This is a genomic window from Shinella sp. WSJ-2, assembly GCF_003432075.1.
In the GTDB taxonomy this organism is placed as follows: Bacteria; Pseudomonadota; Alphaproteobacteria; order Rhizobiales; family Rhizobiaceae; genus Shinella.
Genome location: NZ_QWBU01000009.1, coordinates 90,105 through 115,537, shown reverse-complemented (window position 1 = coordinate 115,537; position 25,433 = coordinate 90,105). Strand labels below are relative to the sequence as shown.

The following is a 25,433-nucleotide window of genomic DNA, read 5'->3' as shown; positions in this document are numbered from 1 at the left end:
GCCGCGCGCGTCTCAATGAACGGTGATGGCGATATTCGCATCGTAGGCGGCGGCCAGAAAGGCGTCGCGCACATCCTCATCCTCGACATCGCCGTCGAGCGCATCGGCGCAAATGCGGATGGCATTGAAGAAGGCATCGCCGTGTTGTTTTGGCCAGAATTCCAGGAGATAGGCGGCCGCCTCGAGCGAACTGCGCACGACCACGAAGGATTTCGCTTCGTCGTTGGCGACAACGACGGGCATCGGCCAATTGTGAGCGTCTTCCATGACGAACCTCCGTCCGGTGTTCCTCTCCATACAATCAGGGATGGCGAAAAAAGTTCCATACCCCGCAGTGCGCAAATCCCGTGCTTGACAGTGAGAAGAAGAACATATAGTGAACAGATATGAAGAAATCGCTGCAGAAACGTTTGGCCATCCTGTCGGATGCCGCCAAGTACGATGCCTCCTGCGCGTCGAGTGGAACCGTCAAACGCGACTCCGTAAAGAGCGGTGGTCTCGGCTCGACCGAAGGGGCGGGCATTTGCCACGCCTATGCGCCGGATGGGCGCTGTATTTCGCTTCTGAAAATCCTGCTCACCAATTTCTGCATCTTCGACTGCGCTTATTGCATCAACCGCTCGTCGAGCAATGTTGAGCGCGCCCGCTTCACGCCGGACGAGGTGGTCTGGCTGACGCTGGAATTCTACCGGCGCAACTACATCGAAGGCCTGTTCCTCTCCTCGGGCATCATTCGCTCGCCTGACCATACGATGGGCGAAATGGTGCGGGTGGCGAAAGACCTGCGCGTAGTGCATGGTTTTCGCGGCTATATCCATCTCAAGTCGATCCCCGATGCGGCACCCGAATTGATCGAGGAGGCGGGGCTTTATGCCGATCGTCTGTCGCTCAATATCGAACTGCCGACGGATGCCGGCATCGGCCGTTTCGCGCCGGAAAAGCGCCCCGAGGGCATCCGCCGCGCTATGGGGGACCTGCGCCGCAAGATCGAGGCGGCCGATGACCCGACCTTGCAAAGCAAGCACCGCAAGCGTTTCGTGCCGAGCGGCCAGAGCACGCAGATGATCGTTGGCGCCGATGGCGCCGACGATGCGACCATCCTGAAGACCAGTGCCCGGCTTTATGGCAGCTATGGCCTGAAGCGCGTCTATTATTCCGCCTTCAGTCCCATCCCGGATGCCTCGCGTGCGCTGCCGCTGATCAAGCCGCCGCTGGTGCGCGAGCACCGGCTCTACCAGGCCGACTGGCTCTATCGTTTCTATGGTTTCGGCGTGGACGAGATCACGGCCGCGACCGGCGGTATGCTGGATCTCGACATGGACCCCAAGCTCGCCTGGGCGCTCGCCAACCGGCAGGATTTCCCCGTCGACGTCAACAGGGCGGCGAAGGAAACTCTGCTGCGCGTGCCCGGCTTCGGTACGAAGACGGTCGATGCGATCCTCTCCAGCCGCCGCTTCCGCCGCCTGCGGCTGGAGGATATGGCGCGGCTCGGCGTGTCCGTGCGCAAGGTGAAGGCCTTCATCGAGGCGGAGGGCTGGACGCCGCTGAAGCTCGCCGACCGCGCCGACTTGAAAACGCTCTTCGCGCGCAAGCCGGAACAACTTTCGTTGCTGTGATGTGGACGATCCCGCTTCTCGCCCGCGGTGATTTTTCCGAGTGGCGCGACGCCGCCCGCGCGCTTGCCTCCGCCGGCATTTCGCCGCGCGAGGTGGACTGGCGCATAAAGGGCGACATAGAACTCTTCGAGGCCAGCACGATGCCGGAGCTGCCGCCGCCGGATGCCGCCGCCGCACCGCTCGTGGTGCCGCAGGCCTTCCTTCCGCTGGCCGAGGCGGTTGTGTGCCATACGGAACCGGGGCGTTTCCATCTGCTCTATCGCCTGCTCTGGCGCCTGCAATCCGACCGGCGCCTGCTGGAACTGACGGCGGACAAGGATGTCGCCTGGGCACGGTTGCTGGCCAAGAACGTGGCGCGCGACAGCCACAAGATGACGGCCTTCGTACGGTTCAAGGAAATTGCAGGCGAAGCGGAAGGCCGCCGGCGGTTCTTTGCCTGGTTCGAGCCGACGCATTTCGTCGTCGCCCGCACCGCGCCGTTCTTCCGTCGACGCTTTGCAGATATGGACTGGATTATCGCCACGCCGAAGGGCACGGCGAGCTGGGACGGCGAAAGCCTGATCGCCGATATGCGGCCGGGCGAGAACCCCGGCCATGGTGATCCGACCGACGCGCTCTGGCGCACCTATTATGCCAGCATTTTCAATCCGGCGCGGTTGAAGACGAAGGCCATGCAGGCGGAGATGCCGAAGAAATACTGGCGCAATCTGCCCGAGGCATCCCTCATTCCCGAGCTGATTGCCAATGCGGAGGCGAATGTGCGCGCCATGGCCGAGCGGGCCGCCAGCGATCCGCCGACATTCCACTACCGGCTTCAGGAGGCTGCGCAAGCGATGCCGCCCGCCAACTTTGCCGAAGCCGGCACGCTGGAGGGGCTGCGCGAGGAGGCGCGGCGCTGTACGCGCTGCCCGCTGCACTGCACGGCGACGCAGACCGTTTTCGGCGAAGGTCGGGAAACGGCGACAATGATGATGGTCGGCGAGCAGCCGGGCGATCACGAAGACCTTGCCGGCCGGCCCTTTGTAGGCCCGGCCGGGAAAGTGCTGGACGGCGTGCTCAAGGAGGCTGGCCTGGCGCGCGAGACGCTCTACCTGACCAACGCCGTCAAGCATTTCAAATACCAGCCGCGTGGCAAGCGCCGCATCCACGAAAAGCCGAATCGCGGCGAGATCGATCATTGCCGTTGGTGGCTGACGAAGGAGATCGAATTCGTCAAACCCAAGATCATCGTCGCTCTCGGCGCAACGGCTTTTTACGCGCTGACGGGCGACCGGCAGCCGCTCAGTCACGTGCGCAGTCGGCCGATATCAATGCGGGATGCTGTGATGGAGGACAATGTCGTGCTGTACCCGACCATCCACCCCTCATTCCTGCTGCGCCTACCCGACGAGGCCGAACGCCGACGCCAGCGGGCTCTCTTTCTCGAGGACATCAGGGATGTCGGCCATCTGGCCAAGGGCTTTCTCGGCTAGATCTGATGGCGTTTGAAGTCCGTGCGAGACACGACGCCGGAAAGTCGGTTCTGGCGGTCCAGCACGGCGAGGCGGCGCAGGTGCAGCGACTGCATGTTGGCGAGCACGCCGGCTGGCTCCTCGTCGTCGTAACAATAGGTGATGTTGGTGGTCATGATGTCGGAGACCTTGGTGGTCTCGGCATCGAAACCGGGAGCAACGGCGCGCAGGATGATATCGCGGTCCGTCAGCGTGCCGACGAGACCGCTGGCATCTGCGACCGGCAAGAAGGCGATATCCCACTCCGCCATGAGGCTGGCGGCATATTGCAACGTCTCCTCCGGGCGGACGAGGTGAACATTGCGGGTCATGATGTCGCCGATATGCATGCGGACCTCTCGAAATCCATCTCCGTAGGAACAGCCGAAGGCAGTTTTGGTTCCGAAATCCGCTGTGTCCTGTCGAAGGCGACGGATATCCACGGTCCGGTCTTGGCGCCCGGCGAAAAGCTGTAGACCGTTTCGCCGGGCAAAGTGGAGGGTGTCACGTTCTCTTCCAGCAGATTGGCACGAAGAAGGAGGGTTCCGAAGGGCGAGCGCCAGTCGATGGCGACAATGCCCTCGTCTGCAGGCAGGATACGCGGTTCGACCGTCCCTGTCTTCAGCAGCGGCGCGATATACCGTTGGCGCAAATCGATCAGCTCGCGGAGAAACTCCATCCGCTGTCGACCTTCTGGCGTTACGGCGCGCGACCAGTCAAGCTTCGAGCGCTTAAAGGTTTCTTCCGAGAGCGGATCGGGCAGATCCGCCATGGTCTTGCCGTCCGGCATGCCACCGAATTTTTCGGCTTCCGCCTCGCGACCTTCTTTTGTCGCATGGGCAAGCTCTCCCTCGAAGTCCGCAAAGAACTGGAAGGGCTGCTCCTCGCCATATTCCTCGCCCATGAACACGAGCGGCACTGGCGGGGACAGCATCAGCAGCGCCGTCAAGACCTTGAGCAGGTCGGGACCGGTTTGATTTCCCAACCGGTCGCCGAAAGCACGGTTGCCGATCTGGTCGTGGTTCTGCAGGAAGTTGATGTTGACGTCGGGCGGAAGCGGATCCTGCGGTGCCGGACCGACGCGATCCTTGGCGCGGTCCGCATGCACGAAGCCCTTGGCTGTGGCCTCGCGAAGCGTGCCGATCGTATCGTCGAGGAAGTTTTCGTAATAGCCGCCCGTCTCACCGGTCGCGACGACATGCAGGGCATGGTGGAATTCATCATTCCAGCCGGCGGTGTAGTGCCTGACGATGCCGCCGTCGCGGTTCAGCAGGCTCTTGCGGCTGTGCTGGTCTTCCACGGCAAGGTGAATGTGCCGGTTTGGGACCGCTGCCCGCACGGTTTCCGCAAGCTCGATCAAAAGATGCGTCTCGCTCGTGTCCTCTATCTGCTCGGTCGCATCGAGCCGCAGCCCGTCGAAGCGGTAGTCGACGACCCATTGCAGAGCATTCTCGATGAAGTAGCGCCGAACGGCCGGTTCGTCGAAGGCGATGGCCGCACCCCAGGGCGTGTGCCGCTCGGGATGGAAGAAGTCAGGCGCGATGCGTGGCAGCATGTTCCCGACCGGGCCGAAGTGATTGTAGACGACGTCGAGCAGCACCATCATGCCCTGTCCATGGGCCGCGTCGACAAAGGCCTTCAATTCGTCGGGCGTTCCATAGGCCGGATGCGGGGCATGGAGCAGCACACCATCGTAACCCCAACCGCGCCGGCCGGCGAAATGGGCAACGGGCATGAGCTCGACGGCGGTGATGCCCAGCGCGCGCAGATGCGGCAGGCGGTCGATCGCGGCCCGAAAGGTACCTTCCGGCGTGAAGGTGCCGATATGCAGTTCGTAGAGAACGGTCTCCGCCCAGGGACGCCCCGTCCAGTGGGGATGTTGCCAGACAAAGGCACCATGATCGACGATGAGCGACAGGCCGTCCACATCGTCCAGCTGGGCGTGCGTGGCCGGGTCCGGTATCGTGGTGCCATCGTCAAGGCGGAAGGCATAGCGGTCGCCGGCCTTTGCCTCGGCCCGGCGGCTGTGCCAGCCATCTTCGGTTCGCCGCATGGAGATTTCCCGATCTTCGACCAGAAGTGTGACTGCCGCTTCGGCCGGTGCCCAGAGGCGAAACGTGACGCCACCGTCCTTCTCCAAAACCGGTCCCCAACTGCGCTGCATCATCAATGGCTCCGTCATTCGTTGCCTCTCTCATTCGACAGGATCGAACCGGGCGGGCAGCAAATTGTTCCGGAACAATCAGCATCTTTTCGCGTTGCATCATTGTCTTTTCGCGCCCTGATAACCGGTCCGGTGGAGAACCGCTGGACGTGAGAAGGCCGAGACTGCAGCCTGTCGCAGTCTTATGTGGGGAGGTCATTTGCTCGCTCGAAGGGGACGCATTGCATGAGCTATTCTTTTTCCGAACTCGACTTCATCAAGCCGGAGCTTGGCGCCGAATTTACTGGCGACGGCACGCACTTCGCGGTCTTTTCCGCTCATGCCGAGCAGGTGGAGCTGTGTCTGTTTTCTCCCGACGGAAAAGAAGAGACGGCGCGCTTGGCCTTGCCCAAGCGCGAGGGCGACATCTGGTCGGGTTATATCGCCGGCCTGAAGCCGGGCACCGTCTATGGATACCGTGCGCACGGGCCCTATGATCCGAAAGCCGGTCATCGCTTCAATCCGAACAAGCTGCTGCTCGACCCTTATGCCAAGCAGGTTCTCGGCGAAATCCAGTGGGACGATGCGCTTTATGGCTACAAGATCGGCGATGCGGCGGAAGATCTCTCCTTCGACGAGCGCGACAGCGCACCCTTCATGGTAAAGGGCGTGGTACAGGATCCGGATTTCGACTGGGCGGGCGACGCCGCCATCCGCCGCCCCTGGACCGATACGATCATCTATGAAGCCCATGTGCGCGGCATGACGATGACCCATCCCGGTGTGCCCGAAGAGCTTCGCGGCACCTTTATGGGCATGGCGAGCGACGCGATCATCGAGCATCTCGTCGACCTGGGCATTTCCGCCATCGAACTTCTGCCGATCCAGTATTTCCCGGATGACCGCTACCTGCTCGAAAAGGCCCTGCGCAACTATTGGGGCTACCAGACGCTGGGCTTCTTCGCGCCGCAGCCGCGCTTCCTTTCCGGCAAGGCCATCACCGAATTCAAGACCATGGTGAAGCGCTTCCATGCCGCTGGCATCGAGGTCATCATGGATGTGGTGTACAACCACACGGCCGAAGGCTCCGAGCGTGGTCCCACCCTCAGCTTCCGCGGCCTCGACAATCTCAGCTACTATCGCCTGTCGCCGGACGATCCACGCCATTCCTACGACACGACCGGCACCGGCAACACCGTCAACATCGCCCATCCCATGGTCCTGCGCATGGTGCTGGACAGTCTGCGCTACTGGGTCAGCGCAATGCATGTCGACGGGTTCCGTTTCGATCTGGCCAGCACGCTCGGTCGCACGCGCCATATCGAATTCGACCGCGACGGCACCTTCTTCGACGCCATCCGGCAGGACCCGATCCTGTCAGGCGTCAAGCTCATCGCCGAGCCCTGGGATGTCGGCGACGGCGGCTATCAGGTCGGCGGCTTCCCCTATCCGTTCCGCGAATGGAACGACAAGTACCGCGACGACGTGCGCCGGTTCTGGAAGGGCGACGGCGGGCTGGTTTCCGGCCTTGCCTCGCGCCTCACCGGCTCGGCGCCGCAGTTCAACCACTCCGACCGCGGCGCGACCTCCTCGGTCAACCTGATCAGCGCCCATGACGGCTTCACGCTCATGGACACCGTCTCCTATGACGGCAAGCACAATGAGGCCAATGGCGAGGACAATCGCGACGGCCATTCCGACAACCATTCGCACAATCTGGGCGCGGAAGGGGCGACCGATAACGCCGACATCATCGCCGCCCGCGACCGCCGGCGCCGCAACATGATCGCGACGCTGATGCTGAGCCAGGGCGTGCCCATGCTGCTCGGCGGCGATGAACTCGGAAACAGCCAGGGTGGCAACAACAACGCCTATTGCCAGGACAACGAGATCGGCTGGACGGACTGGAGCGGGCTCGGCGATCCGTTCCTGAATTTCTGCAAGGGCGCGATCGCGTTCCGCAAGGCGCATCCGGCGCTGCGGCAGGAACGTTTTCTCACGGGAGACGCGGCGGAAGACGGCTCGATCGAGATCGCCTGGTACATGCCGGATGGCAATTTCATGACCGATGCCGCCTGGACGGATAGCAATCTGCGTGCGCTCGGGCTTTTCCTCTCCAAGCCGGCGAACGGCGAGGGTATGGATCAGCTCTTCCTCGTCTGCAATGCCGGCGGCGACTGCACCGTACAGTTGCCCTCGGTGAACGGCATTACGGTATGGAAGCGCGTGTTGGATACCGGGGCGGCGGATGATGCCTTTGCCGAGCACCCGGCGGAAAGCCCGGCCACTGTCTATGGCGCGAGCATCGCCGTCTTCGAACCTGTGAACTGACGGTGTGCCATGGTGCCGGACACGCTTTCGCAAGCCGGTCTCGTCTATGTCTCTGACAGCGAGCCCGGAATCCGGCGTCAGCGTGCAGGCCGCAGCTTTTGTTACCGTCTGCCGGATGGTGCCCTTGTACGAGATGCGGCGCTGAAGGCGCGCATCTCGGCGCTCGGCCTGCCGCCAGCTTATCAGAACGTCTGGATCTGCATTCAGGACAATGGTCACCTCCAGGCAACCGGTTACGATGCGCGCGGGCGAAAGCAGTACCGCTATCATGCCGACTGGCAGGCGTTGAAGAGCGGCGACAAGTTCGGCCAGCTCATCGCCTTCGGCCGGGCGCTGCCGAAAATCCGACGCGCGGTCCGGCGTGATCTGGATGGCGCGCCGGGCAGGGTCGATACGATGCTGGCGGCGATCACCGTGCTGCTCGATGAGGCGCAGCTGCGCGTCGGCAACCGCGCTTATGCGGAGGAAAACAAGACCTATGGCGCGACGACGCTGTTGAAGCGCCATGTCAGGCTGGCTGACGGCCGCATCGAATTGCGCTTCACAGCCAAGGGCGGTAAACGCGTGCAGCGCACGCTGAAACATCCGCGCCTGCAGCGCATCCTGGAAGACAGCGCCGATCTGCCGGGCCGGCAGCTCTTCGTCTGGAAGGATGAGACGAACTTGGTGCGCCCGATCGATTCCGGCCGGCTCAACGGATATCTCGCCCAGATCGCCGGCATCGCGGTCTCGGCCAAGACGTTTCGCACCTGGGCGGGAAGTCTCGCGGCCTTCGCGATGGCCCGCCAAGCCATCGAAGACGGGGGGCGGCCGACAATCAAGGGCATGGCAACCGCCGCCTCCGAGGCGCTACACAATACGCCGGCCATCGCCCGGTCGAGCTACATCCATCCCGATGTTATCGCGCTCGCTGAGACGCCGGAAACGCTGCAGCGTGCGATGCGCCGCCCGCCGCTCGCCATCAAGGGCCTGCGCGCGGAGGAGGAGCGCCTTCTGCGTTTCCTCGAAAACCGCCGCAATGCCCGCCGCCGTGCGGGCAAAAAAAATCCGGCGGCTTGCGATGCGCAGCCGCCGGCTTAGGCAGGTTGACTTGCGGGATCAGGCCGCGCGGCGATTGTGGCGGCCTTCTTCGATCTCTTCCACGATTTTCGCCACGAAGGCGTCGAGATCCTCTGGGGAGCGCGAAGTGATGATCCCCTGATCGGTCACCACTTTTTCGTCACGCCAATCGGCGCCGGCATTGATGACATCCGTCTTGATCGACGGATAGGACGTGGCCTTGCGGCCGCGCAACGCATCGGCCTCGATCAGCAGCCATGGCGCATGGCAGATCGCCGCGACCACCTTGCCGGAGGCGAGGAAGTCCCGCACGGCACGCATCGCCGTCTCGTCCTTGCGAAGCAGGTCCGGGTTGATCTGGCCGCCGGGCAGAACGAGGGCGTCGAAGTCGGTTGTCTTAACATCCGCGACCGCCAGGTCGACATCGACTGTGTCGCCCCAATCCTTCTTGTCCCAACTCGTGATGGGGCGCTTTTCAAGCGAAGCGATGGTAACCGCCGCCCCGCGTTTTTTCAGCTCCTCGAGAGGCACACGCAGTTCGGACCGTTCGTAACCGTCAGTGGCGAGAATGAGGATGCGGGCTTGGTTGATGGAGGGCATGTTCTTTCCTTTCAGATTGCTGTGGGGCGCGACAAAGGCCCCTTCGCCTCGCGTTTCGACCGGGGCTGTCGGGTCGAAGCAACCGCCCTGCGGGTTTCGGCGTCGGCTTCGACCGAATTGCGCTTCTTGAGCAGATGTTCTGGAAGCACGACTTTCTCGAACTCTTCGCGCTCACGCACGGCCTGTTCCCAGTGCTCCCTGTCCTTACCGTGTTGGCGGCCATCGGCCTCCCACAAACTGTAGGCACGTTTGTTAATCCATTCCTGGCGTTCGTCGTCTTGCACGGTGATGTCCCTTCGAATGCGGCGACGGGTCTATGCCGTCGTCCAAGTATTCACGCTGAAGCCGGCTTCCTTGGCGGCTTCGATAAAAGCCCGGCGCGCAAAGGCCGGATCGTCGTCGCTGGTCAGCCCCTGCTCGCCAACACTCGTTGCCGTCAGCAGGGCAGGGCCGTCATCGATTGGCCAGTGGTTCTTGAGGCAGAGCAGAGCGTCCCGCGTGCTGTGCACGCGCAGAACCCGCCCTTCACCCTCCAGGATGACCGCCTCGTCCCACAGCCTGTCAGTTGCGTAGATCGTCATTGCACGCCCTCCACTGCCGGTTCGGCCGGAATATCGACGAGGCTCACGATGCCGACCACGCGCCGCTCATCGTTGACGACCACGAGACGCCGCACCGCAAGATCGCGCATGCGGGCCGCAACGGCGTCCGTCTCGTCATTCTCGTTACAGACCTCAGGCGACACGGTCATGAATTCGGCAAGTCCCGTCGAGGTCGAAAGACCCTTCGCCAGCACTGAAACGACTATGTCGCGATCGGTGATGATGCCGACAATGGCGCCGACGCCCGGAACCTCCACGGGGAGCGCGCCGACTTCCGTTTCCGCCATCAGACGGGCGGCCGACTGGGCCGTGTCATTGGGAGACGCGGTAACGATCTGGGCGGACATAACGTCCTTCACAAGCATCCCGATCGCCTCCTCAAAGCCTTCCGTTGGACAGGCTGCGGCCATGGACCGCTGCGGGTACGGCAATCTCGTCACGTCCCTGATCGAGCGGCAGATCCACCTGATGCGGCACGATGACCTGCGGGTCCCAGGAATTGCGGCGTTTGGCCCTGTGGCCGGTTTCGGTATCCGTCTGTGGGGCGGGTTTGCGGGCGAGCGGCTTTTTCTTCTGACGCACGTAAAACTCCTACGAACTGGTTTGATGTCAGAAGCAAACTCCGGGGTTGGGTCATGGTTCCAAGAAATCTCGGAACAGGACCGCTTGCGAAGCATTCTTTTCGGGCTGTGCAACGGAGGAAAAGCCATGCTTTTTGCAGGAAAGGTCGCCCTCGTGACGGGGGCCGGGTCTGGGATCGGCAAGGCGACGGCGGAAGCTTTTGCCCGTCTTGGCGCGAGCGTCGGTGTGCTGAGCCGAACGGAAGAGGAGGTTGACGCCGTTGTGCGCGACATCCGCGGCCAAGGGGGCGATGCTATCGCGCTGATCGCCGATATTGCGGACGAGGCCGCGATGCGGGCGGCGGTGGACCGGCTCGTCGGGGCCTTCGGCGCTCTCGACATTGTGATCGCCAATGCCGGAATCAATGGCGTCTGGGCGCCGATCGACGATCTGGAGCCCGCTGAATGGGACGAGACGATCACCGTCAATTTGCGCGGAACCTACCTGACCCTGCACCTCACTGTGCCGCATCTAAAGGCTGCCGGAGAGGGAAGCATCGTTGTGGTCTCTTCCATCAATGGGACGCGCACCTTCACCACGCCGGGCGCGACCGCCTATTCCGCGACCAAGGCCGCACAGCTTGCAATGGTGCAGCAACTCGCCCTCGAACTCGGCAAGTCGCATATCCGCGTCAACGCCATCTGCCCCGGCGCCATCGAGACTGAGATTGACGACAACACGCGCCAGCGCGGCACGGATGAGGCCGGCATTCCCGTGGTGTGGCCGCAGGGGCAAATCCCGATTTCCGCCGGCGAACCGGGCACGGCAGCGGAAGTCGCCGACGCAATCCTCTTCCTCGCTTCCTCCAAGGCCCGCCACATTACCGGCGTGCCATTGTGGATAGACGGCGGACAGGGGCTGCTGCGTTAAGCGCTCGGCAGCACCCGGAAATCGATGGAATTTGGAGAAGACGGGGAGGATCGGGAACTTATCGATATCAGCCTCATTTTATCGTGTTGTGTCGAAGGAGGATGCGATGAACGAACAGTCCAATATCCAGCTGCATTTCGATGTGATGAGTTGCCGTGCGATGCTGTCCTGCGAGGGCAGGGATTATGTGCTGCCGGATACCTACCCTACCAAGGAAGCGGCCGCTGCGGCGGCGAAAACCTTCGCCTGGGAGCGGCTGGGCCTTAAAAGCGGTCGTGCTGCAAAACCTTCCGACCTTCCCGTTTTTCAACGGTAGTGCCCCTGCCAAATAATTGACGTTGTCTGTTCCCGCCCTATGTCCGTCGCTGCCGTCAGGGGCTTCGGCCGTAGCGGGAAAAATTTGTTGAGACAGTATCGATTGCAATCTTTCGCCGGGAAGCCACGCTAGAAGTGATCCCGTGAGATTGGCATACAACAAGGGGGTACGGATGCGGGTGGAAGACGGGCTGGAGGAGGCGGTTAACAGCCGTTATCCATTCCTCAGCGGCGGAGGCGATGCTGCCCGCTTGATTTCCGCCTTCGACTGGACCCGCACCCCGATAGGCCCCATCGACGGCTGGCCGCAAAGCCTCAAGACCACGGTCAGCCTGATGCTGCGCTCTCCGGTGCCGATCGTCCTCCTGTGGGGCGAGGATGGCATTATGATCTACAATGACGGTTACTCCGTTTTTGCAGGCGGCCGCCATCCGGAGCTTCTCGGCAGCAAGGTGCGCGAAGGCTGGCCCGAGGTCGCCGATTTCAACGACAATGTCATGAAGGTCGGTCTGGCCGGCGGCACGCTTGCCTATAAGGATCAGGAGCTGACGCTGTTTCGCCATCGGGGTGAGCCTGAGCAGGTCTGGATGAACCTCGACTATTCCCCCGTGCTTGGCGAGGACGGCCGTCCGGCCGGCGTCATCGCCATTGTGGTCGAGACGACCGACAAGGTGAAGGCGGAGGAGCGGCTGAAATCGGAAGGCGAGCGGCTGCGCCTCATGTTCGAGCAGGCGCCCGGCTTCGTGTCGACGCTTGTTGGGCCGGACCACGTTTTCGGCATTGCAAACAATGCCTACCGCCAGCTCGTCGATAACAGGGACATCCTCGGAAAGCCTCTCCGCGAGGCGCTGCCGGAGGTGGTGGAACAGGGTTTCGTCGAGATTCTCGATCGCGTGCTCGCCACGCGCCGCCCCTATGTGGGCAAAGGCGTGCGCGTGCTGCTGAAGCGCCGCCACGATATGGCGCCGGACGAGCGTTTTCTGGATTTCATCTACCAGCCGGTTTTCGGTGAAGACGGCAGGCCGACCGGCGTCTTCGTGCAGGGCCACGATGTGACCGAGCAGAAGACGGCTGAGGATGCGCTGCGCGAAAGCGAGGCCCGGTTCCGCCTTGCCGCGGAAAGCGCGCCGGTCATGCTCTGGATGGGTGATGAGCATGGCAAGTGCGTCTATCTCAATGCGGCCAAGCGCGCCTTCTGGGGTGTCGAGCCGGAGGAGATCGCGGGCTTCGACTGGAACACCACCGTGCATCCCGATGACCGGCAGGCGCTGGCGCAGGTGTTCGGCGATGCGATGCAACGACAGGTGCCATTCGTCGTCGAGGCCCGCTATCGCCGCAAGCTCGGCTGCTATCGCCTGCTGCGTACGGATGCGCAGCCGCGTTTCGGGGCAGGTGGCGAATTTCTCGGCATGATCGGCGTCAATGTCGATGTGACCGAGGTGCGGGCCGAGGAGGTCAGGCGCAATGCGCTGATCGAACTTACGGACCGTTTCAACCAGCTCACCGACCCGGCCGACATTGCCTTTGCGGCAGCCGAGATGCTTGCCAAGGTGCACAATGTCAGCCGCGCCGGCTATGGCACGATCGATCTCGTCGCCGAGACGATCACCATCGAGCGCGATTGGAATGCGCCCGGCGTCAAGACGATTGCCGGCGTGCTGAATTTCCGCGAATACGGGACCTATATCGATGACCTCAAGCGCGGCGAGACTGTCGTCGTGGCAGATGCGGAGCAGGACCCTCGCACCAAGGCAACGGCCGAAGCGCTGAAAGCGATCAAGGCGCGGGCCTTCATAAACATGCCCGTCACGGAAGCTTCCGGCCTCGTCGCGCTGCTCTATCTCAACCATGAAGACGTGCGCGAATGGTCGCCGAGCGAACTGGATTTCGTGCGCGACGTCGCTGCCCGCACCCGCAGCGCCGTAGAGCGGCGGCGGGCGGAGCAGAAGCTCGAACAGCTCGCCAATTCGCTGGAGCGGCAGGTCGGTGAACGCACCGCGGAGGTCAACCGCCTGTGGCGCAATGCGCGCGACCTGCTTGTCGTGACCAGCGAGGATGGCACGATCCGCTCCGTCAACCCCGCCTGGTCCGAAGTACTGGGCTTTCCTGCCCGCGAAAGCGTTGGCCGACGTCTGGGGACTTTCGTCCGGCAGGAGGATGCGGCAGAATTTTTGGCCGGCGACTATCGTTTCGGCACAGCCGAGCGGGAAGTGCGCTTCCGGCATTTCGACGGGTCCGTGCGATGGATTTCCTGGCGCATCTTCGCCGAGGAGGGTCTGACCTTTGCCTATGGACGCGACGTGACCGGCGAGCGCGAGCAGGCGCGCGCGCTGGCGGAAGCCGAGGAATTGCTGCGACAGGCACAGAAGATGGAATCGATCGGCCAGCTGACCGGTGGCGTCGCGCACGATTTCAACAATCTGCTTCAGGTCATTTCGGGCAATCTCCAATTGCTCGGCAAGGACATTGCCGGCAATGCGCGCGCCGAGCAGCGTGTCGCCAATGCAATTGCCGGCGTCAGTCGCGGTTCCAAGCTCGCCAGCCAGTTGCTCGCCTTCGGCCGTAGGCAGGCGCTGGAGCCGAAAGTCATCAATATCGGCCGCTTTGTTGCCGGGCTGGAGGACCTCCTGCGCCGGACGATCGGCGAGGCGATCGAAATCGAGACGATTCGGTCCGGCGGCCTCTGGAACACCTTTGTCGATCCGTTGCAGATCGAAAACGCCGTGCTCAACCTGGCGATCAACGCCCGCGATGCCATGAAGGGCGTCGGCAAGCTGACCGTCGAGGTCGGAAATGCCTATATCGACGACACCTATGCAAGGCGGCATGGCGATATCAAGCCGGGTCAATATGTGCTTGTCGCCGTAACGGATACCGGCGAGGGCATGCCCCCCGACGTTATGGAGCGGGCCTTCGAGCCGTTTTTCTCCACGAAGCCGGCCGGCAAGGGCAGTGGTCTCGGCCTCTCCATGGTCTACGGCTTCGTCAAGCAGTCCGGCGGTCATATCAAGATGTACAGTGAACCGGGCGAGGGCACGACCGTGCGGATTTATCTGCCGCGCTCGCTGGAAGAGGAGGACCGTCTCGCCGAGGTCGATTTTGGGCCGATCATTGGCGGCACGGAGACCGTGCTCGTCGCGGAAGATGACGACGACGTACGCGCCACGGTCGTCGAAATGCTCGGCGATCTCGGCTATTCCGTGCTCAAGGCGCGCGATGCCGCCAGCGCCCTGACGGTTATCGAAAGCGGTGTGAGCATTGATCTCCTCTTCACCGACGTCGTCATGCCTGGGCCGCTGCGCAGTCCCGATCTCGCCCGCAAGGCGCGCGAACGGCTGCCCGGCCTCGCGGTGCTCTTTACCTCGGGCTACACGGAAAATTCCATCGTGCATGAAGGGCGGCTCGATGCCGGCGTCGAGCTTCTGCCGAAGCCCTATACGCGCGAGGCACTGGCCCGAAAACTGCGCGCCACGCTCGCCGGCCGAAAGCCGGTTGCGTCGGAGGCGAAAATGCCGCTTGCGCTTGAACCGGAAAGCGTACCGAAACCGCAGACCGTGCCTGAAAAGCCGCGGCGGCTCAGCATTCTTCTGGTCGAGGACGATTTCCTGATCCGCCTCAACGCCGCCGATCTGGTGCAGGAACTGGGCCATGAGGTGGTCGAGGCGACGACGGCGGAGGAGGCTTTGCCGATTCTCGAGAGCCGCGCCTTCGATGTGCTCCTGACAGATGTCGGGCTGCCGGGCATGTCGGGCACGGACCTGGCGATCCGCGCCCGCGAGGTACGGCCTGATATCGGCGTCGTTTTCGCGACAGGCCACAGCGACCTGCCTGTGCTTGCCGTCGGCCGGCCCGCCGTCCTGCTGCAGAAGCCTTATGATGCCAGGGAGATCGCCGTGGCGCTTGCTGCCGCGGGCGCCTGAGGCTGCGGGAACATTGGACGGCCTCGATGGTTTGACGGAATATCGCCAACAGGAGATCGCACTATGCCTGCAAAATCCAAAGCGCAGCAAAAGGCCGCCGGCGCCGCGCTATCGGCAAAGCGCGGCGAGACCAAGAAAAGCGAATTGAAAGGCGCTTCCAAGAGCATGGAGAAATCCATGTCGGAGAAGGAGCTGAAGGAAATGGCCTCGACCAAGCGCAAGGGCAAACCTGAGCACGACGCGAAATCGGCGTGAAACGGGAGGAAGTCATGCGCGTCATGATCGTCGAGGACGAATTCCTCATCGCCAGCCTTCTCGAAAGCGTGGTGCATGACAACGGCCACGAAACACTCGGGCCGGTTTCGACCGTCGAGCAAGCGCTTGCCTATGCGCCACGCGCCGACATCGCGCTCGTCGATCTCGGCCTGTCCGACGGCAACAGCGGCCACTTGCTCGCCCGCCGTCTCATTGACCGTTTCGGCATCGACGTCATCTTTGTCACCGGTGATCCCGGCTCGCTTCCCTACGGTTTCGACGGCGCGCTCGCGGTGATCGCAAAGCCGTTCCGCGACGAGGAGATCACCGAGGCGCTGCAACGCGCGATCGACAAGCGTAGCCGATCAGTCGCTCGCCGGGTCGCGACGTAACAATCAGCGCGTGGGGTCGTCCAGACCAAGCGGATCGGCGACGCGCGGCCAGAGGTCGGCGCTCGCCTTGCGATAGGCCGTGGTTGCCGGGTCGGTCGGGTAGGAGGTCGGGGCCGCGATATAGACGATCTCGGAGGCGACGGGCTGGAAGCCAGCGTGGAAATGGTTCGTCGATTTCACCAGAAGGAAAGCCTTTTTCGAGAAATCCAGACCCTGGTTTGAGAAGATATCCGGCTCGTAGGTCTGGGTGCGGCTGGTGATAAGTACAATGTCGATGGTCGTGCCGAGCGGGCGCACCACGGCCGTGCTGCCGAGCGTCACACGGCTTTTTCGAAAACTCTGCCAACCGGCGTCGAGGACATGCTCTACAGTCACGCGCAGGTCCAGCGGCTCCCCACCCTCCGGACCGGATTTGCCACCAAAGCGCAAAGCCAGTTCTGCGCCTTTGCCCGCCGCATGGCAGAAGGAGACGGCAATCGGGTCCCAGATCGTCGCGACAGCGACGTGCTCGAAACCACGCTCGATCATGCGCCGCAGAATGAAAGTTGCATCGCCCGCGACGCCGCCACCTGGATTGTCCCAGACATCGGCGATGACGACCGGCCGTTGCGGATGCGCCACCTGGATCGCCAGCGCCTTGTCGAGGCCGGCTTCGGTGCCGAGCATCGGCATCGCCGTCATTTTGCGCAGGCGGTAAAGTTCGCGGCCGAGCACCTGTGCCAGGGCATCGCCCTTCGCCTTGTCGTTATCGGTCACGACGACGATGCGTGTGCCCATGTCCGGCACGTCACCGGCCATGAAACCGTGGATGACGGAGATGGAGAGAATGCCATCTTTGCCCTCCATTGCCTTCAGCCGGTCGACGAAGGAGCGCATCGGCTCGCGGCTCGTCGGGTAGATCGTGATCATGCGGCAGTCGAAAGTGGAGACGACGGGACGGATTTCGCCTTTCAGCGTGCGCAGCGCCAGTTCCACCACATGCTCGCCGCGCTCCTCGAAATCCGTATGCGGAAATTCGAGGAAGGCCGCCATCAGGTCGAGATTGGCGACGCGCCTTGCGGTGAGGTGGCTGTGCGGGTCGAACTCGACTGCGATCAGCACCTGCGGCCCGACGAGCGACCGGATGCGCTCCAGAAAGTCGCCCTCGGGATCGTCATAGCCCTGCGCGACCATCGCGCCATGCAGGCCGAGCACGACGGCATCGACCGGCAGCGCGGCGGTGAGTTCGCCGAGGATCTGATCGCGCAGCGTCTCATAGGTCCGGCGCTGGATCAGGCCGGCTGGCTCGGCCCAGCAGGCGGTTCCCTCGATCACCGTGAAACCCTCAGCCCGGCCGCGCCGGCGCAGGATCGGCACGACGGAGGAGCAGAGCGTCGGCGTATCCGGATGCTCGCCCGGCCCCGCATAAAAGGCGGCCTTGAACGAATTCATGTCGGTCGGCACAGGCGAGAATGTGTTGGTCTCCGTCGCAAGCGAGGCCGTGAAAATACGCATCTGTGACTCCCGAAGACTTTGATGCAGAGCCTTGATTTTTGTGAAATTCATTTTCTTATTGTCGGGAAAGTCAATAAAGTCAATTGGTTAGTATGGTCTCCGTGGCGCAAGTTTCTGCGTTCTTTTGACCCCTCCGGTAACGCTGGATTTTCACGCTGCCAGAAGAGCGTAGCGATCGAGGCGAGAGCGGAATGTGTTTGTCCTATCAGGGCATTGCGCTTGATAGGACTGACCTCTTCGGGAACCGTCTCGGTCGGAGGCGGTGAAAATAATCGCATAAAAACAGGTGCTATTTTCTGCGCGAGATCGAGGCGGTGTGTGCCGCGCGCACCGTTTCCCTGAAAAATTCCAGGAAAAATGAAACGAAACGCTGCCATCCGATACGCGGCTCTCCGCGACTTTAGCGGCGCGTGACCGGGCTTGATGTGCCGGCCATCCATGATATTTCTCGCCGGATTGAGAAATTGATTTTCACGATGCGCCCGCGGGAGAGGGAAGCAATGGACCTTTTTCATGTCCTGTCGGACGAGGATGAAAAGCGCTCCCGCCTTGACAGGCGGTTGGCACAGCTTGCGCTCGACGACGTGGATTTCGTGGTCAATGCCTCGATCAGCGAGATGGCTGCGCGGGCCGGTGTCTCGCCGCCCACCATCACCCGCTTCTGCCGAAGACTCGGTTGCAAGGGCTATCCGGATTTCAAGGTCCAACTCGCCCGGCTCGCATATGTTGGGCTGCGCTACGTCAAGCCGGACGTGCCGGCCGAAACACCCGGCGAGGTGGCGGCCGATATCATAGCCAACGCGCAGAATGCGCTGTTCCAGCTGCAGCGCCAGCTGGATCTCTCGGCGCTGGAAACCGCCGCCCGCCTGCTGCGCGGCGCCGATTTCATCCAGGCCTTCGGCGCCAGCGGCAATTCGGCGATGATCGTCAACGAGCTGCACAATCGCCTCTTTCGCCTCGGCTGCCGGATCAATGCCTCGAACGATCACAATATGAATGCCATGCTGTCGGCCGCCGCGCAGCCGGGAACGGTGGTGTTCGGTTCCTCCTTCACCGGGCGCGATATGGCGCTTGTGCATTGCCTGGAGCTTCTGCGCGAGCGTGGCGTGCCGAGCATTGTGATCACGCAGAGCGGCTCACCCGTGGCGGCGGCAGCCGATGTCGTGCTGGCCGTCGATTTGCCCGAGGGCCGCAACATCTTTCGCCCCACCGCGACGCGCTACGCCTATCTCGCCGTCATCGACATGCTCGCCAATCTCGTCGCCTATGCCGATCGAAGCACGGCGCTGAGGACGCTGCGCGGCATCAAGCAGGAGCTGGTCAGCCGCCGCGATGGCGACGACCGGCAGCTGCTCGGGGATTGACGACGCGCGGGCCATCCGCTTGCAATGGCCCTGTTGTTTCCCGCGCTCAACGCCATCAGGGTTTCCGCAGGAACCTGTTGATCCCTCATGGAAAATACCGCACGATCCCGGTCTCTGGGAGGAGATTATCATGGACACGACACCGGCCCCCATCGCCGTCGAACCGGCGCCTTCTCACGATTGCGCGGACCGCGCGTGGGCGCGCCATGCAATCGGTATTCTGGAGGGTGACGCCCGCCGTTCGGCTGATACGCATCTCGTCAATCCGGTGTTCAAGGGCCTCAAGGGTATCTCGATTTATCTCAAGGACGAGAGCACCCATCCGACGGGCAGCCTGAAGCACCGGCTTGCCCGCTCGCTCTTCCTCTACGGCATCTGCAACGGCCGTATCTGCAAGGGCACAACGCTGGTCGAGGCGTCCTCTGGGTCGACAGCCGTGTCGGAGGCCTATTTCGCCAATCTGCTGGAGCTGCCCTTCATCGCCGTCATGCCGCGCAGCACCAGCAAGGCGAAGATCGACGTCATCGAGCGCTTCGGCGGCCGCTGCGCCTTCGTCGATCGCCCGGCGGAGGTCTACGACACCGCCGCGCGCATCGCGGCCGAGACGAACGGCCACTATCTCGACCAGTTCACCAATGCCGAGCGCGCCACCGACTGGCGCGGCAACAACAACATCGCCGAGAGCATTTTCGGCCAGATGGAGCGTGAGGCACATCCGGTGCCGAGCTGGGTCATCATGGGGGCGGGCACCGGCGGCACCTCGGCCACCATCGGCCGCTATATCCGCTACCGCAATCTTTCCACACGGCTCTGCGTGACGGATGTCGAGAACTCGGTGTTCTACGATGCCTGGAAGGATCTCGACCTCGAAGCCACCTGTCCGACGCCGTCCCGCATCGAAGGCGTCGGCCGCCCGCGCGTCGAACCGTCCTTCATCCCGACGGTCATCGACCACATGATCAAGGTGCCGGACGCCGCCTCGATCGCCGCCGCCCATGTCCTGTCCGACCGGCTGTTCCGCCGGGTGGGCGCTTCGACGGGCACGAATTTCTTCGGCCTGCTCTCGATTGCCGAGGGCATGATGAAGGAGGGGCGCGAAGGTTCGCTCGTCACGCTGATCTGCGACAGCGGCGACCGCTATGCCGGCACCTATTTCAACGCCGACTGGCTTGCCCAGAACAGGATCGACATCGACCCCTGGCGTCACGCCATCGAGACGTTCCTGGATACGGGCACCTTCACGATGCCATAAATCACCCCTTGCGGCCGATGCGCGGATAGCTCGACGAGAATATCTGTTCGAGCGGCGGGTGGCCGTAGGTGCGGTCGGGATAGCGGGTGAGCAGGCCATCGAACTGGCGTTGGGCGCGCGCCTGCTCCGCCGCCGCGTCAAAGCCGGGAATGACACCGTCGACCATGACGAAGCGGCCGTCGATGACCACGGTGCGCACATCGCGGCCGGAAGAATTCATCATCAGCGTCTGGATCGGATCGATGACATGGCCGATACGGTCATGGCCCATGTCTATGACGATCATGTCGGCTTTGGCGCCCGGCTGGAGACGGCCGAGATCGGGACGGCGCAGCGCATCGGCGCCGCCGATCGTGGCGGCATCGAAATAATGCTCCGAGCGCACGCTTTCGATCGAGGCATCCATCACGCGCGACACCATGATGCCGACCTGCATGTTCTGGATGAAATCCGGCGGCCAGGTATCGGTGCCGAGGCCGATGCGCACGCCCAGAGCGCGGAACTTGCTGAAACTGTCCATGAAACCGCCGTGGCGGGCCGAGACGATGGGGCAATGCACCAAGGTTGCACCCGCCTTGGCGAGGATATCGAGGTCGCGCCCGGCGCGCGCCACATTGCGCGTGCCGGCGACGAGTTCGCCATGCGGCAGCAGCATGCGCTCAGAGAGCACACCGAGGCTGTCGAGCCATTCGAGCGGTGTGGCGTCATGCACGGCGACGATGCGGTCGAATTCGAGTTCGGACTGGCAGCAATGCAGGCGCACCGATACGTCGAGATCGTTGCCGGCGGCGGCGGTGCGGCGCAGGAATTCGGCAGTGCCGGTCTCGATACGGTCGGGCGCCAGCATCGCGCGCACCAGCGGCGAGGCCATCGCCTCGATCCGCTCGGCAAAGGTCACCGCGCCGGCGAGATTGGCAAGCCCGCGCTCCTCGTCGAAGTAGAAGCCGATCTTGCCGTCGTTATCGACGAAGCTATTGCCGGCGCGATAGGCCGGGCCGAGATAGACGCGCAGGCCGAGATCGTGTGCGGCGTGGGCCGCGGCGGAGAATTCGCCGTCGGTCTCCGCCCATTCGCGGTAGAACAGCGAGGCGATCGGCAGCGCCGTCGTCACGCCGTTGCGGATGAGCTGGGCGAAGGCATAGCGCTTCTGGAAGGCCAGTTCCTCCGGCAAGTACATCTCGTAGGGGCCGCGGTCCATATAGCTCTTCGGCCAGACGCGGCCGGTGCGCCATCCGGGCTGGTTGTCGAAGGCGAGTACCGTCGTATCGAGGTCGGACAGCGCATCGAGATCGATGAAGCCGGGCGAGAGTATGGCATTGCCGCAATCGATGCGGTGGGCGACCTCGCCGGGATATTCTTGGCCGACAAAGGTGACCGTATCGCCTTCGAATACGACGCAACCGTCGTCATAGAGCACATGACGACCGTCCTGATGACCGACGACCCAGCGCGCGCTTATCAGGACCGGGCCGGCGAGGCGACCGGAATGCGGAAGTGTCGTCATTGGCTCGCCCCCGATTGTATTGGATCGTGTTTCTTATTGCATACAAGAAAACGATGTCAATCGGCCGAACCTCGGGAAAGCACGTTCGTCAGCGCGTCGGAAACGTCCGACCTCCTTCTGGCAAGTGGCATCCTAAGGGACTTTCCTCGGCGGTGCGGCGGGGAGAATGTCAATCCGCTGTTCGCCCACTTTGCCGTCGGCCTCGACGATCGCCTGCCAGCGCCGGTTGCCGCAGCGGACGGACAGCCGCCAGCGGCCCTCGTCCTCGCCCTCGCCGCGCTCGACGCGGGAGGAGACGAGGCCGCGGCGCATCATGTCGCGGAACGTCTCGATCGGCCAGCCGAAACGGGCGGCGAGCATTTCGGCCGGCAGCAGGAACTCACCGTTTTCATCCCGTGCGAGGGTGAGGGGGGCGGTCACGACAGCGCCTGCCGCGAGATCGGCAGAACCTGCATGGAATCCTCGCCGCGATGGAAGGCGATGGCGAGGCGGAAGGAATGGGCGATGCGCAGCGCCCGGTCGAGGAAGAGATCGGCGACCTCGGGCGGGCAGAGCCGTTCAACGGTCGCGCGGAACAGAGAAAGCCAGCGCTGGAAATGTGCCTCGCCGAGTTCGGGAATGGAAAGGTGCGGCGGCAGCGGCCGGCCTTCATAGTGGCCGGTGCGCAGCAGCGTTGCGGACCAGAAAGCGCACATCTTTTCCAGATGCACCGGCCAGTCCTTGGCCGCGATGATGCCGTTGAAGACGGGGCCGAGCAGCGCGTCCTCGCGGATCTTGTCATAGAACCCGAACACGACGGCGCGGATCATCGCCTCGTCGAGCACATCGGGCAGCAGCTTGCCATCGATGACGATGCTGCTTTGGGGGCTGCGTTTGGGCGCGGGCCGGCCTTTCATGGGCTCACCTCGGGCATGGTCCAGTCCTTTTCATCAGGCCGCGACGGCACCAAGGCCGAGCAGCGGGCCGAGCTCGGCGCGGTTGCGCACGATATCGGCGAGTGTGTATCGATCAAGCACCGCGAGGAAGGCGGCGAGCGCTTCGTGCAGCATGCCCTTCAGCCGGCAGGCGGGCGAGATGACGCAACAGCTGCCGCCTTCGGCCTGCATGCATTCGGCGAGCGAGAACGCTTCCTCCGTCGCCCGCACCAGCGCCCCGATGCCGATAGCCTCAGGCGCTTTGGCGAGCCTGATGCCGCCGGTCCGGCCGCGCGTCGTCTCGACGACGCCGATATCCCGCAACGTCTGCGCCACCTTGAGGAGATGGTTGCGCGAGAGCCCATAGGCCGCCGCTACGTCGCTCACGGTACAGAGTCCATCGGCGCGCGCCGCCACATAGATCAGCATTCGAAGCGCATAGTCGGTATGCAGCGTCAGGCGCATGGGCATTCTTTCGGGAGGCAGGTAGTTTGGTTTCGGCCCGCATACTGTAAATGAGTATTTCAAATACTACTTTTATCGCAAGGAGCACGGCGCGAAAAGTGCCAAGGCGTCGCAGGCGTTTCGGAAGGGAGCGCGGGGCCGTGGGCGGCACCGCGGTCGACAAATCTACGGGCGTACGGTCTTGCGCCAGGCGACCTGGACCGGCAGGTGCTTGGTCGAGGCAGGTTCCGGATCGTCCCGCTCGATGATGCCGACGATATGGTCGGCGATCTCATCGACCGGCTGACGGAAGGTGGTAAGGTTGTACCCGAGCCAGCCGGCTTGCGGAATGTCGTCGAAGCCGATGACGCAGAGATTCTCCGGAATGCTCAGGCGGAACTCCTGGCGCGCAACATCCATGAAGCCTAGGGCGAGAAGGTCCGTGGCGCAGAACACGCCATCCGGCCGGCTGGAGGCGCCGAGCAATTGCCGCGCGCCCTCCGCACCCGTGGCGTAGCTCGTCGGACCTGCGCGGCCGATCCTGACGTCAACGCCGAGTTCTGCCGCCGCCGCCAGGAAGGATGCCTCGCGTGCCAGAATGCTCGGGGTGGCCGCGGTCGAGGTGACCAAGGCAAGCTGCCGGCAGCCCGCGCGATGCAGCATCAGGCAGGCCTCGCGTGCCGCCGCCTCGTTTTCCACCAGCACACATTCGGGCCCCTCGACCGGGTCGTCGCGATTGATGAGGACGACGCGTTGGCCGTTTTCGATGCAGGTCTCGATCAGCGATACCGGCGGCATGCCGGAGACGACCACGGTAGCGTCGGCGCGGTAGTTCAGCGTCTGTCGCAGCGCCGCCGCAACAGTGTCGGATTGGCCGGCGGTGTTCAGCACCATCACGACCTTGCCGATCGCCTGCAGCTTGCGGGTGATGGTCTCAACGACATGCGCCTGAAAGGGCGATTCCAATTCCGCGACGACCAGGCAGACGATGCCCGAACGATGGTGGATGAGCCCACGTGCGAGATGGTTGACGTGATAGCCGAGCTTTTCCGCCGCTGCGAGCACCTTGACGCGTGTCGCCGGCGAGACGCTGGCGCCGTCTGTGAAGGTGCGCGACACCGCCGACCGGGAGACGCCGGCAAGCTCGGCGACGCGCAAGGCGCTGACCGAGGATTTTTTCGGTTTACCCCGCAGCGTCGACATGTCGGTCTTCTCCCATGAATTCGTCGCAGGCAATCGGCGCGGTCCAGCGGTGTAGCCGATCTCGCTTTTTCCCGGAAAACAAGGGATTCGGCAAGAGTTTATGGAGGGAAAGCGGCAGGCTAAACGATGGATTTTGCTCATGATTGCGCGCGCATGTGCGTAATTATGGACACGATGGCGGATATCGTGGCGCATCGCGTTTACCCTGCGGAATAAACCTGCATCTGCCGAAAAAAAATGCAGAAAAACACGCAGTGGTTGTTATCTTAGCGATCCTAACAACTCGATCCTTCAAATGCTTAATATAATCTTTACCATCCGTTTATATCCCTTTGAGTGAACTCGCCCTGAATGATCCGCTCAGGCACGGTTCAGGGTGCATGTCCGAATATGCAACGCAAGAAGCCGCTGTGGCTTGCGAGAGGAAGAATCATGAAGATTATTGGTGCTATGATCGGCGTTCTCGGCTTTGCGGCCGTTGCCCATGCAGATGACATTTCGCTCGGCGTGCCGGGCTACGGCGGAAGCGGCTGCCCGTCCAACAGCGTTTCGGCGACGCTCAGCCCCGACTCCAAGTCGCTCAGCCTGCTGTTCGACGAATACATCGTCCAGGCCGGCGGTGACACCGGCAAGTCGCTGGACCGAAAGACCTGCAACGTCGCGATCCCGGTTCACGTGCCGCAGGGCCGCAGCGTCTCGGTTCTGGCCATCGACTATCGCGGCTTCAACCAGCTGCCGCGCGGCGCCCGTTCGCAGTTCAGCGTGGAGTATTTCTTCGCCGGCTCGCGTGGCCCGTCCTTCGCCAAGACCTTTACGGGCCCGAAGGAAGCCGACTACCTGATCACCAACAAGCTGGTCGCCGATGCGCTCGTCTGGTCGCCCTGCGGCCAGGACGTCAACCTGCGCACCAATTCCTCGATCCGTGTCTCGACGACGCGCAACCAGGAAGCCATGGCAACGGTCGATACGCAGGACGTCAAGGCCGCGATCATCTACCAGCTGCAGTGGCGCAAGTGCAAATAAGCCGTTAGACACGGATATGCG

27 protein-coding genes are annotated in these 25,433 nt (G+C 63.0%); 12 read left to right on the top strand and 15 right to left on the bottom strand.

All coding sequences use genetic code 11. The features are described from left to right. Positions 1-12 precede the first annotated feature (12 nt). Positions 13-267: a DUF982 domain-containing protein gene (locus D0Y60_RS18730; RefSeq protein WP_158565517.1), complete on the bottom strand. Its 255-nt coding sequence runs from the start codon at positions 265-267 to the stop codon at positions 13-15. 119 nt (positions 268-386) lie between these two features. Here D0Y60_RS18730 and D0Y60_RS18725 point away from each other — a divergent pair, with 119 nt between their 5' ends. Then, positions 387-1,616: a putative DNA modification/repair radical SAM protein gene (locus D0Y60_RS18725; RefSeq protein ID WP_117371488.1), complete on the top strand. Its 1,230-nt coding sequence runs from the start codon at positions 387-389 to the stop codon at positions 1,614-1,616. Then, complete coding sequence (locus tag D0Y60_RS18720; protein ID WP_117371487.1) at positions 1,616-3,088, top strand: UdgX family uracil-DNA binding protein; 1,473 nt, start codon at positions 1,616-1,618, stop codon at positions 3,086-3,088. Before D0Y60_RS18725 ends, D0Y60_RS18720 begins: the two co-directional genes overlap by 1 nt. Here D0Y60_RS18720 and D0Y60_RS18715 read toward each other — a convergent pair. Together D0Y60_RS18715 and treZ are read right to left on the bottom strand one after the other, a co-directional pair. Then, positions 3,085-3,438, bottom strand: a complete 354-nt coding sequence (locus tag D0Y60_RS18715) for a CBS domain-containing protein (RefSeq protein WP_158565515.1) — start codon at positions 3,436-3,438, stop codon at positions 3,085-3,087. The genes D0Y60_RS18720 and D0Y60_RS18715 overlap by 4 nt on opposite strands. Then, positions 3,435-5,273 carry a malto-oligosyltrehalose trehalohydrolase gene (treZ, locus tag D0Y60_RS18710; protein WP_158565513.1) on the bottom strand — a complete coding sequence of 613 codons (1,839 nt, stop codon included), beginning with the start codon at positions 5,271-5,273 and terminating at the stop codon, positions 3,435-3,437. The genes D0Y60_RS18715 and treZ overlap by 4 nt, the downstream gene beginning before the upstream one ends. 222 nt (positions 5,274-5,495) lie before the next feature. Here treZ and glgX point away from each other — a divergent pair, with 222 nt between their 5' ends. Continuing rightward, positions 5,496-7,580 carry a glycogen debranching protein GlgX gene (glgX, locus tag D0Y60_RS18705; RefSeq protein ID WP_117371484.1) on the top strand — a complete coding sequence of 695 codons (2,085 nt, stop codon included), beginning with the start codon at positions 5,496-5,498 and terminating at the stop codon, positions 7,578-7,580. Positions 7,581-7,589: 9 nt separating this feature from the next. After that, complete coding sequence (locus tag D0Y60_RS18700) at positions 7,590-8,660, top strand: DNA topoisomerase IB (protein ID WP_117371483.1); 1,071 nt, start codon at positions 7,590-7,592, stop codon at positions 8,658-8,660. Between the two features lie 18 nt (positions 8,661-8,678). On the opposite strand, the gene D0Y60_RS18695 is transcribed toward D0Y60_RS18700, so the two are convergent. Genes D0Y60_RS18695 through D0Y60_RS18675 form a run of 5 tightly spaced genes read right to left on the bottom strand, consistent with a single transcriptional unit; the run spans position 8,679 to position 10,423 of the window. Continuing rightward, positions 8,679-9,239: a type 1 glutamine amidotransferase domain-containing protein gene (locus D0Y60_RS18695; RefSeq protein ID WP_117371482.1), complete on the bottom strand. Its 561-nt coding sequence runs from the start codon at positions 9,237-9,239 to the stop codon at positions 8,679-8,681. 11 nt (positions 9,240-9,250) lie between these two features. Continuing rightward, a complete protein-coding gene (locus tag D0Y60_RS18690) occupies positions 9,251-9,523 on the bottom strand; it encodes a DUF2934 domain-containing protein (protein WP_117371481.1) in 273 nt (90 codons plus the stop codon). Between the two features lie 30 nt (positions 9,524-9,553). Beyond that, entirely contained in the window at positions 9,554-9,820 is a 267-nt protein-coding gene (locus D0Y60_RS18685; protein WP_245409229.1) for a DUF982 domain-containing protein, read from the bottom strand. Continuing rightward, a complete protein-coding gene (locus tag D0Y60_RS18680; protein ID WP_245409228.1) occupies positions 9,817-10,206 on the bottom strand; it encodes a CBS domain-containing protein in 390 nt (129 codons plus the stop codon). Before D0Y60_RS18680 ends, D0Y60_RS18685 begins: the two co-directional genes overlap by 4 nt. A gap of 13 nt (positions 10,207-10,219) precedes the next feature. Continuing rightward, complete coding sequence (locus tag D0Y60_RS18675) at positions 10,220-10,423, bottom strand: hypothetical protein (RefSeq protein WP_117371479.1); 204 nt, start codon at positions 10,421-10,423, stop codon at positions 10,220-10,222. Positions 10,424-10,549: 126 nt separating this feature from the next. Between D0Y60_RS18675 and D0Y60_RS18670 the strand changes: the two genes are divergently transcribed. The 5 genes from D0Y60_RS18670 to D0Y60_RS18650 all read left to right on the top strand — a co-directional run bounded on the left by D0Y60_RS18670 (position 10,550) and on the right by D0Y60_RS18650 (position 16,214). Further along, positions 10,550-11,332 (top strand): SDR family NAD(P)-dependent oxidoreductase, encoded by a 783-nt coding sequence (locus D0Y60_RS18670; protein ID WP_117371478.1) that lies wholly within the window; start codon positions 10,550-10,552, stop codon positions 11,330-11,332. A 106-nt stretch (positions 11,333-11,438) separates the two neighbouring features. Further along, positions 11,439-11,648, top strand: a complete 210-nt coding sequence (locus D0Y60_RS18665; RefSeq protein WP_117371477.1) for a hypothetical protein — start codon at positions 11,439-11,441, stop codon at positions 11,646-11,648. 172 nt (positions 11,649-11,820) lie between these two features. Further along, a complete protein-coding gene (locus tag D0Y60_RS18660; RefSeq protein ID WP_117371476.1) occupies positions 11,821-15,567 on the top strand; it encodes a PAS domain S-box protein in 3,747 nt (1,248 codons plus the stop codon). A gap of 63 nt (positions 15,568-15,630) precedes the next feature. Continuing rightward, positions 15,631-15,822, top strand: a complete 192-nt coding sequence (locus tag D0Y60_RS18655; protein WP_117371475.1) for a DUF3008 family protein — start codon at positions 15,631-15,633, stop codon at positions 15,820-15,822. 14 nt (positions 15,823-15,836) lie between these two features. Then, the gene (locus tag D0Y60_RS18650) at positions 15,837-16,214 is read left to right on the top strand and encodes a response regulator (RefSeq protein ID WP_117371474.1); all 378 of its coding nucleotides are present in this window, start codon (positions 15,837-15,839) and stop codon (positions 16,212-16,214) included. 3 nt (positions 16,215-16,217) lie between these two features. Here the strand turns inward: D0Y60_RS18650 and D0Y60_RS18645 are convergent, their stop codons facing one another. Both D0Y60_RS18645 and D0Y60_RS24640 read right to left on the bottom strand, forming a co-directional pair. Further along, positions 16,218-17,708, bottom strand: coding sequence for a M81 family metallopeptidase (locus D0Y60_RS18645; RefSeq protein ID WP_117371473.1), 1,491 nt, complete (start codon positions 17,706-17,708; stop codon positions 16,218-16,220). Positions 17,709-17,755: 47 nt separating this feature from the next. After that, positions 17,756-18,223 carry a hypothetical protein gene (locus tag D0Y60_RS24640; RefSeq protein WP_147324541.1) on the bottom strand — a complete coding sequence of 156 codons (468 nt, stop codon included), beginning with the start codon at positions 18,221-18,223 and terminating at the stop codon, positions 17,756-17,758. On the opposite strand from D0Y60_RS24640, the gene D0Y60_RS18640 reads away from it, so the two are divergent. Both D0Y60_RS18640 and D0Y60_RS18635 read left to right on the top strand, forming a co-directional pair. Further along, positions 18,209-19,072 (top strand): MurR/RpiR family transcriptional regulator, encoded by an 864-nt coding sequence (locus tag D0Y60_RS18640; protein WP_117371472.1) that lies wholly within the window; start codon positions 18,209-18,211, stop codon positions 19,070-19,072. The genes D0Y60_RS24640 and D0Y60_RS18640 overlap by 15 nt on opposite strands. Before the next feature lie 130 nt (positions 19,073-19,202). Continuing rightward, positions 19,203-20,324: a PLP-dependent cysteine synthase family protein gene (locus D0Y60_RS18635; RefSeq protein ID WP_117371471.1), complete on the top strand. Its 1,122-nt coding sequence runs from the start codon at positions 19,203-19,205 to the stop codon at positions 20,322-20,324. Between the two features lies 1 nt (position 20,325). On the opposite strand, the gene D0Y60_RS18630 is transcribed toward D0Y60_RS18635, so the two are convergent. From D0Y60_RS18630 to D0Y60_RS18610, 5 genes are all read right to left on the bottom strand, one after another. Next, positions 20,326-21,828: a chlorohydrolase family protein gene (locus D0Y60_RS18630; RefSeq protein ID WP_117371470.1), complete on the bottom strand. Its 1,503-nt coding sequence runs from the start codon at positions 21,826-21,828 to the stop codon at positions 20,326-20,328. A 132-nt stretch (positions 21,829-21,960) separates the two neighbouring features. Continuing rightward, positions 21,961-22,248 carry a DUF6522 family protein gene (locus tag D0Y60_RS18625; RefSeq protein WP_245409227.1) on the bottom strand — a complete coding sequence of 96 codons (288 nt, stop codon included), beginning with the start codon at positions 22,246-22,248 and terminating at the stop codon, positions 21,961-21,963. Next, complete coding sequence (locus D0Y60_RS18620; RefSeq protein WP_117371469.1) at positions 22,245-22,724, bottom strand: group III truncated hemoglobin; 480 nt, start codon at positions 22,722-22,724, stop codon at positions 22,245-22,247. The genes D0Y60_RS18625 and D0Y60_RS18620 overlap by 4 nt, the downstream gene beginning before the upstream one ends. Positions 22,725-22,757: 33 nt before the next feature. Then, positions 22,758-23,207 carry an Rrf2 family transcriptional regulator gene (locus tag D0Y60_RS18615; protein WP_117371468.1) on the bottom strand — a complete coding sequence of 150 codons (450 nt, stop codon included), beginning with the start codon at positions 23,205-23,207 and terminating at the stop codon, positions 22,758-22,760. Positions 23,208-23,372: 165 nt separating this feature from the next. Continuing rightward, positions 23,373-24,389, bottom strand: coding sequence for a substrate-binding domain-containing protein (locus D0Y60_RS18610; RefSeq protein ID WP_117371467.1), 1,017 nt, complete (start codon positions 24,387-24,389; stop codon positions 23,373-23,375). 432 nt (positions 24,390-24,821) lie between these two features. Between D0Y60_RS18610 and D0Y60_RS18605 the strand changes: the two genes are divergently transcribed. Next, positions 24,822-25,412, top strand: coding sequence for a DUF4360 domain-containing protein (locus D0Y60_RS18605; RefSeq protein WP_117371466.1), 591 nt, complete (start codon positions 24,822-24,824; stop codon positions 25,410-25,412). Positions 25,413-25,433 lie beyond the last annotated feature (21 nt).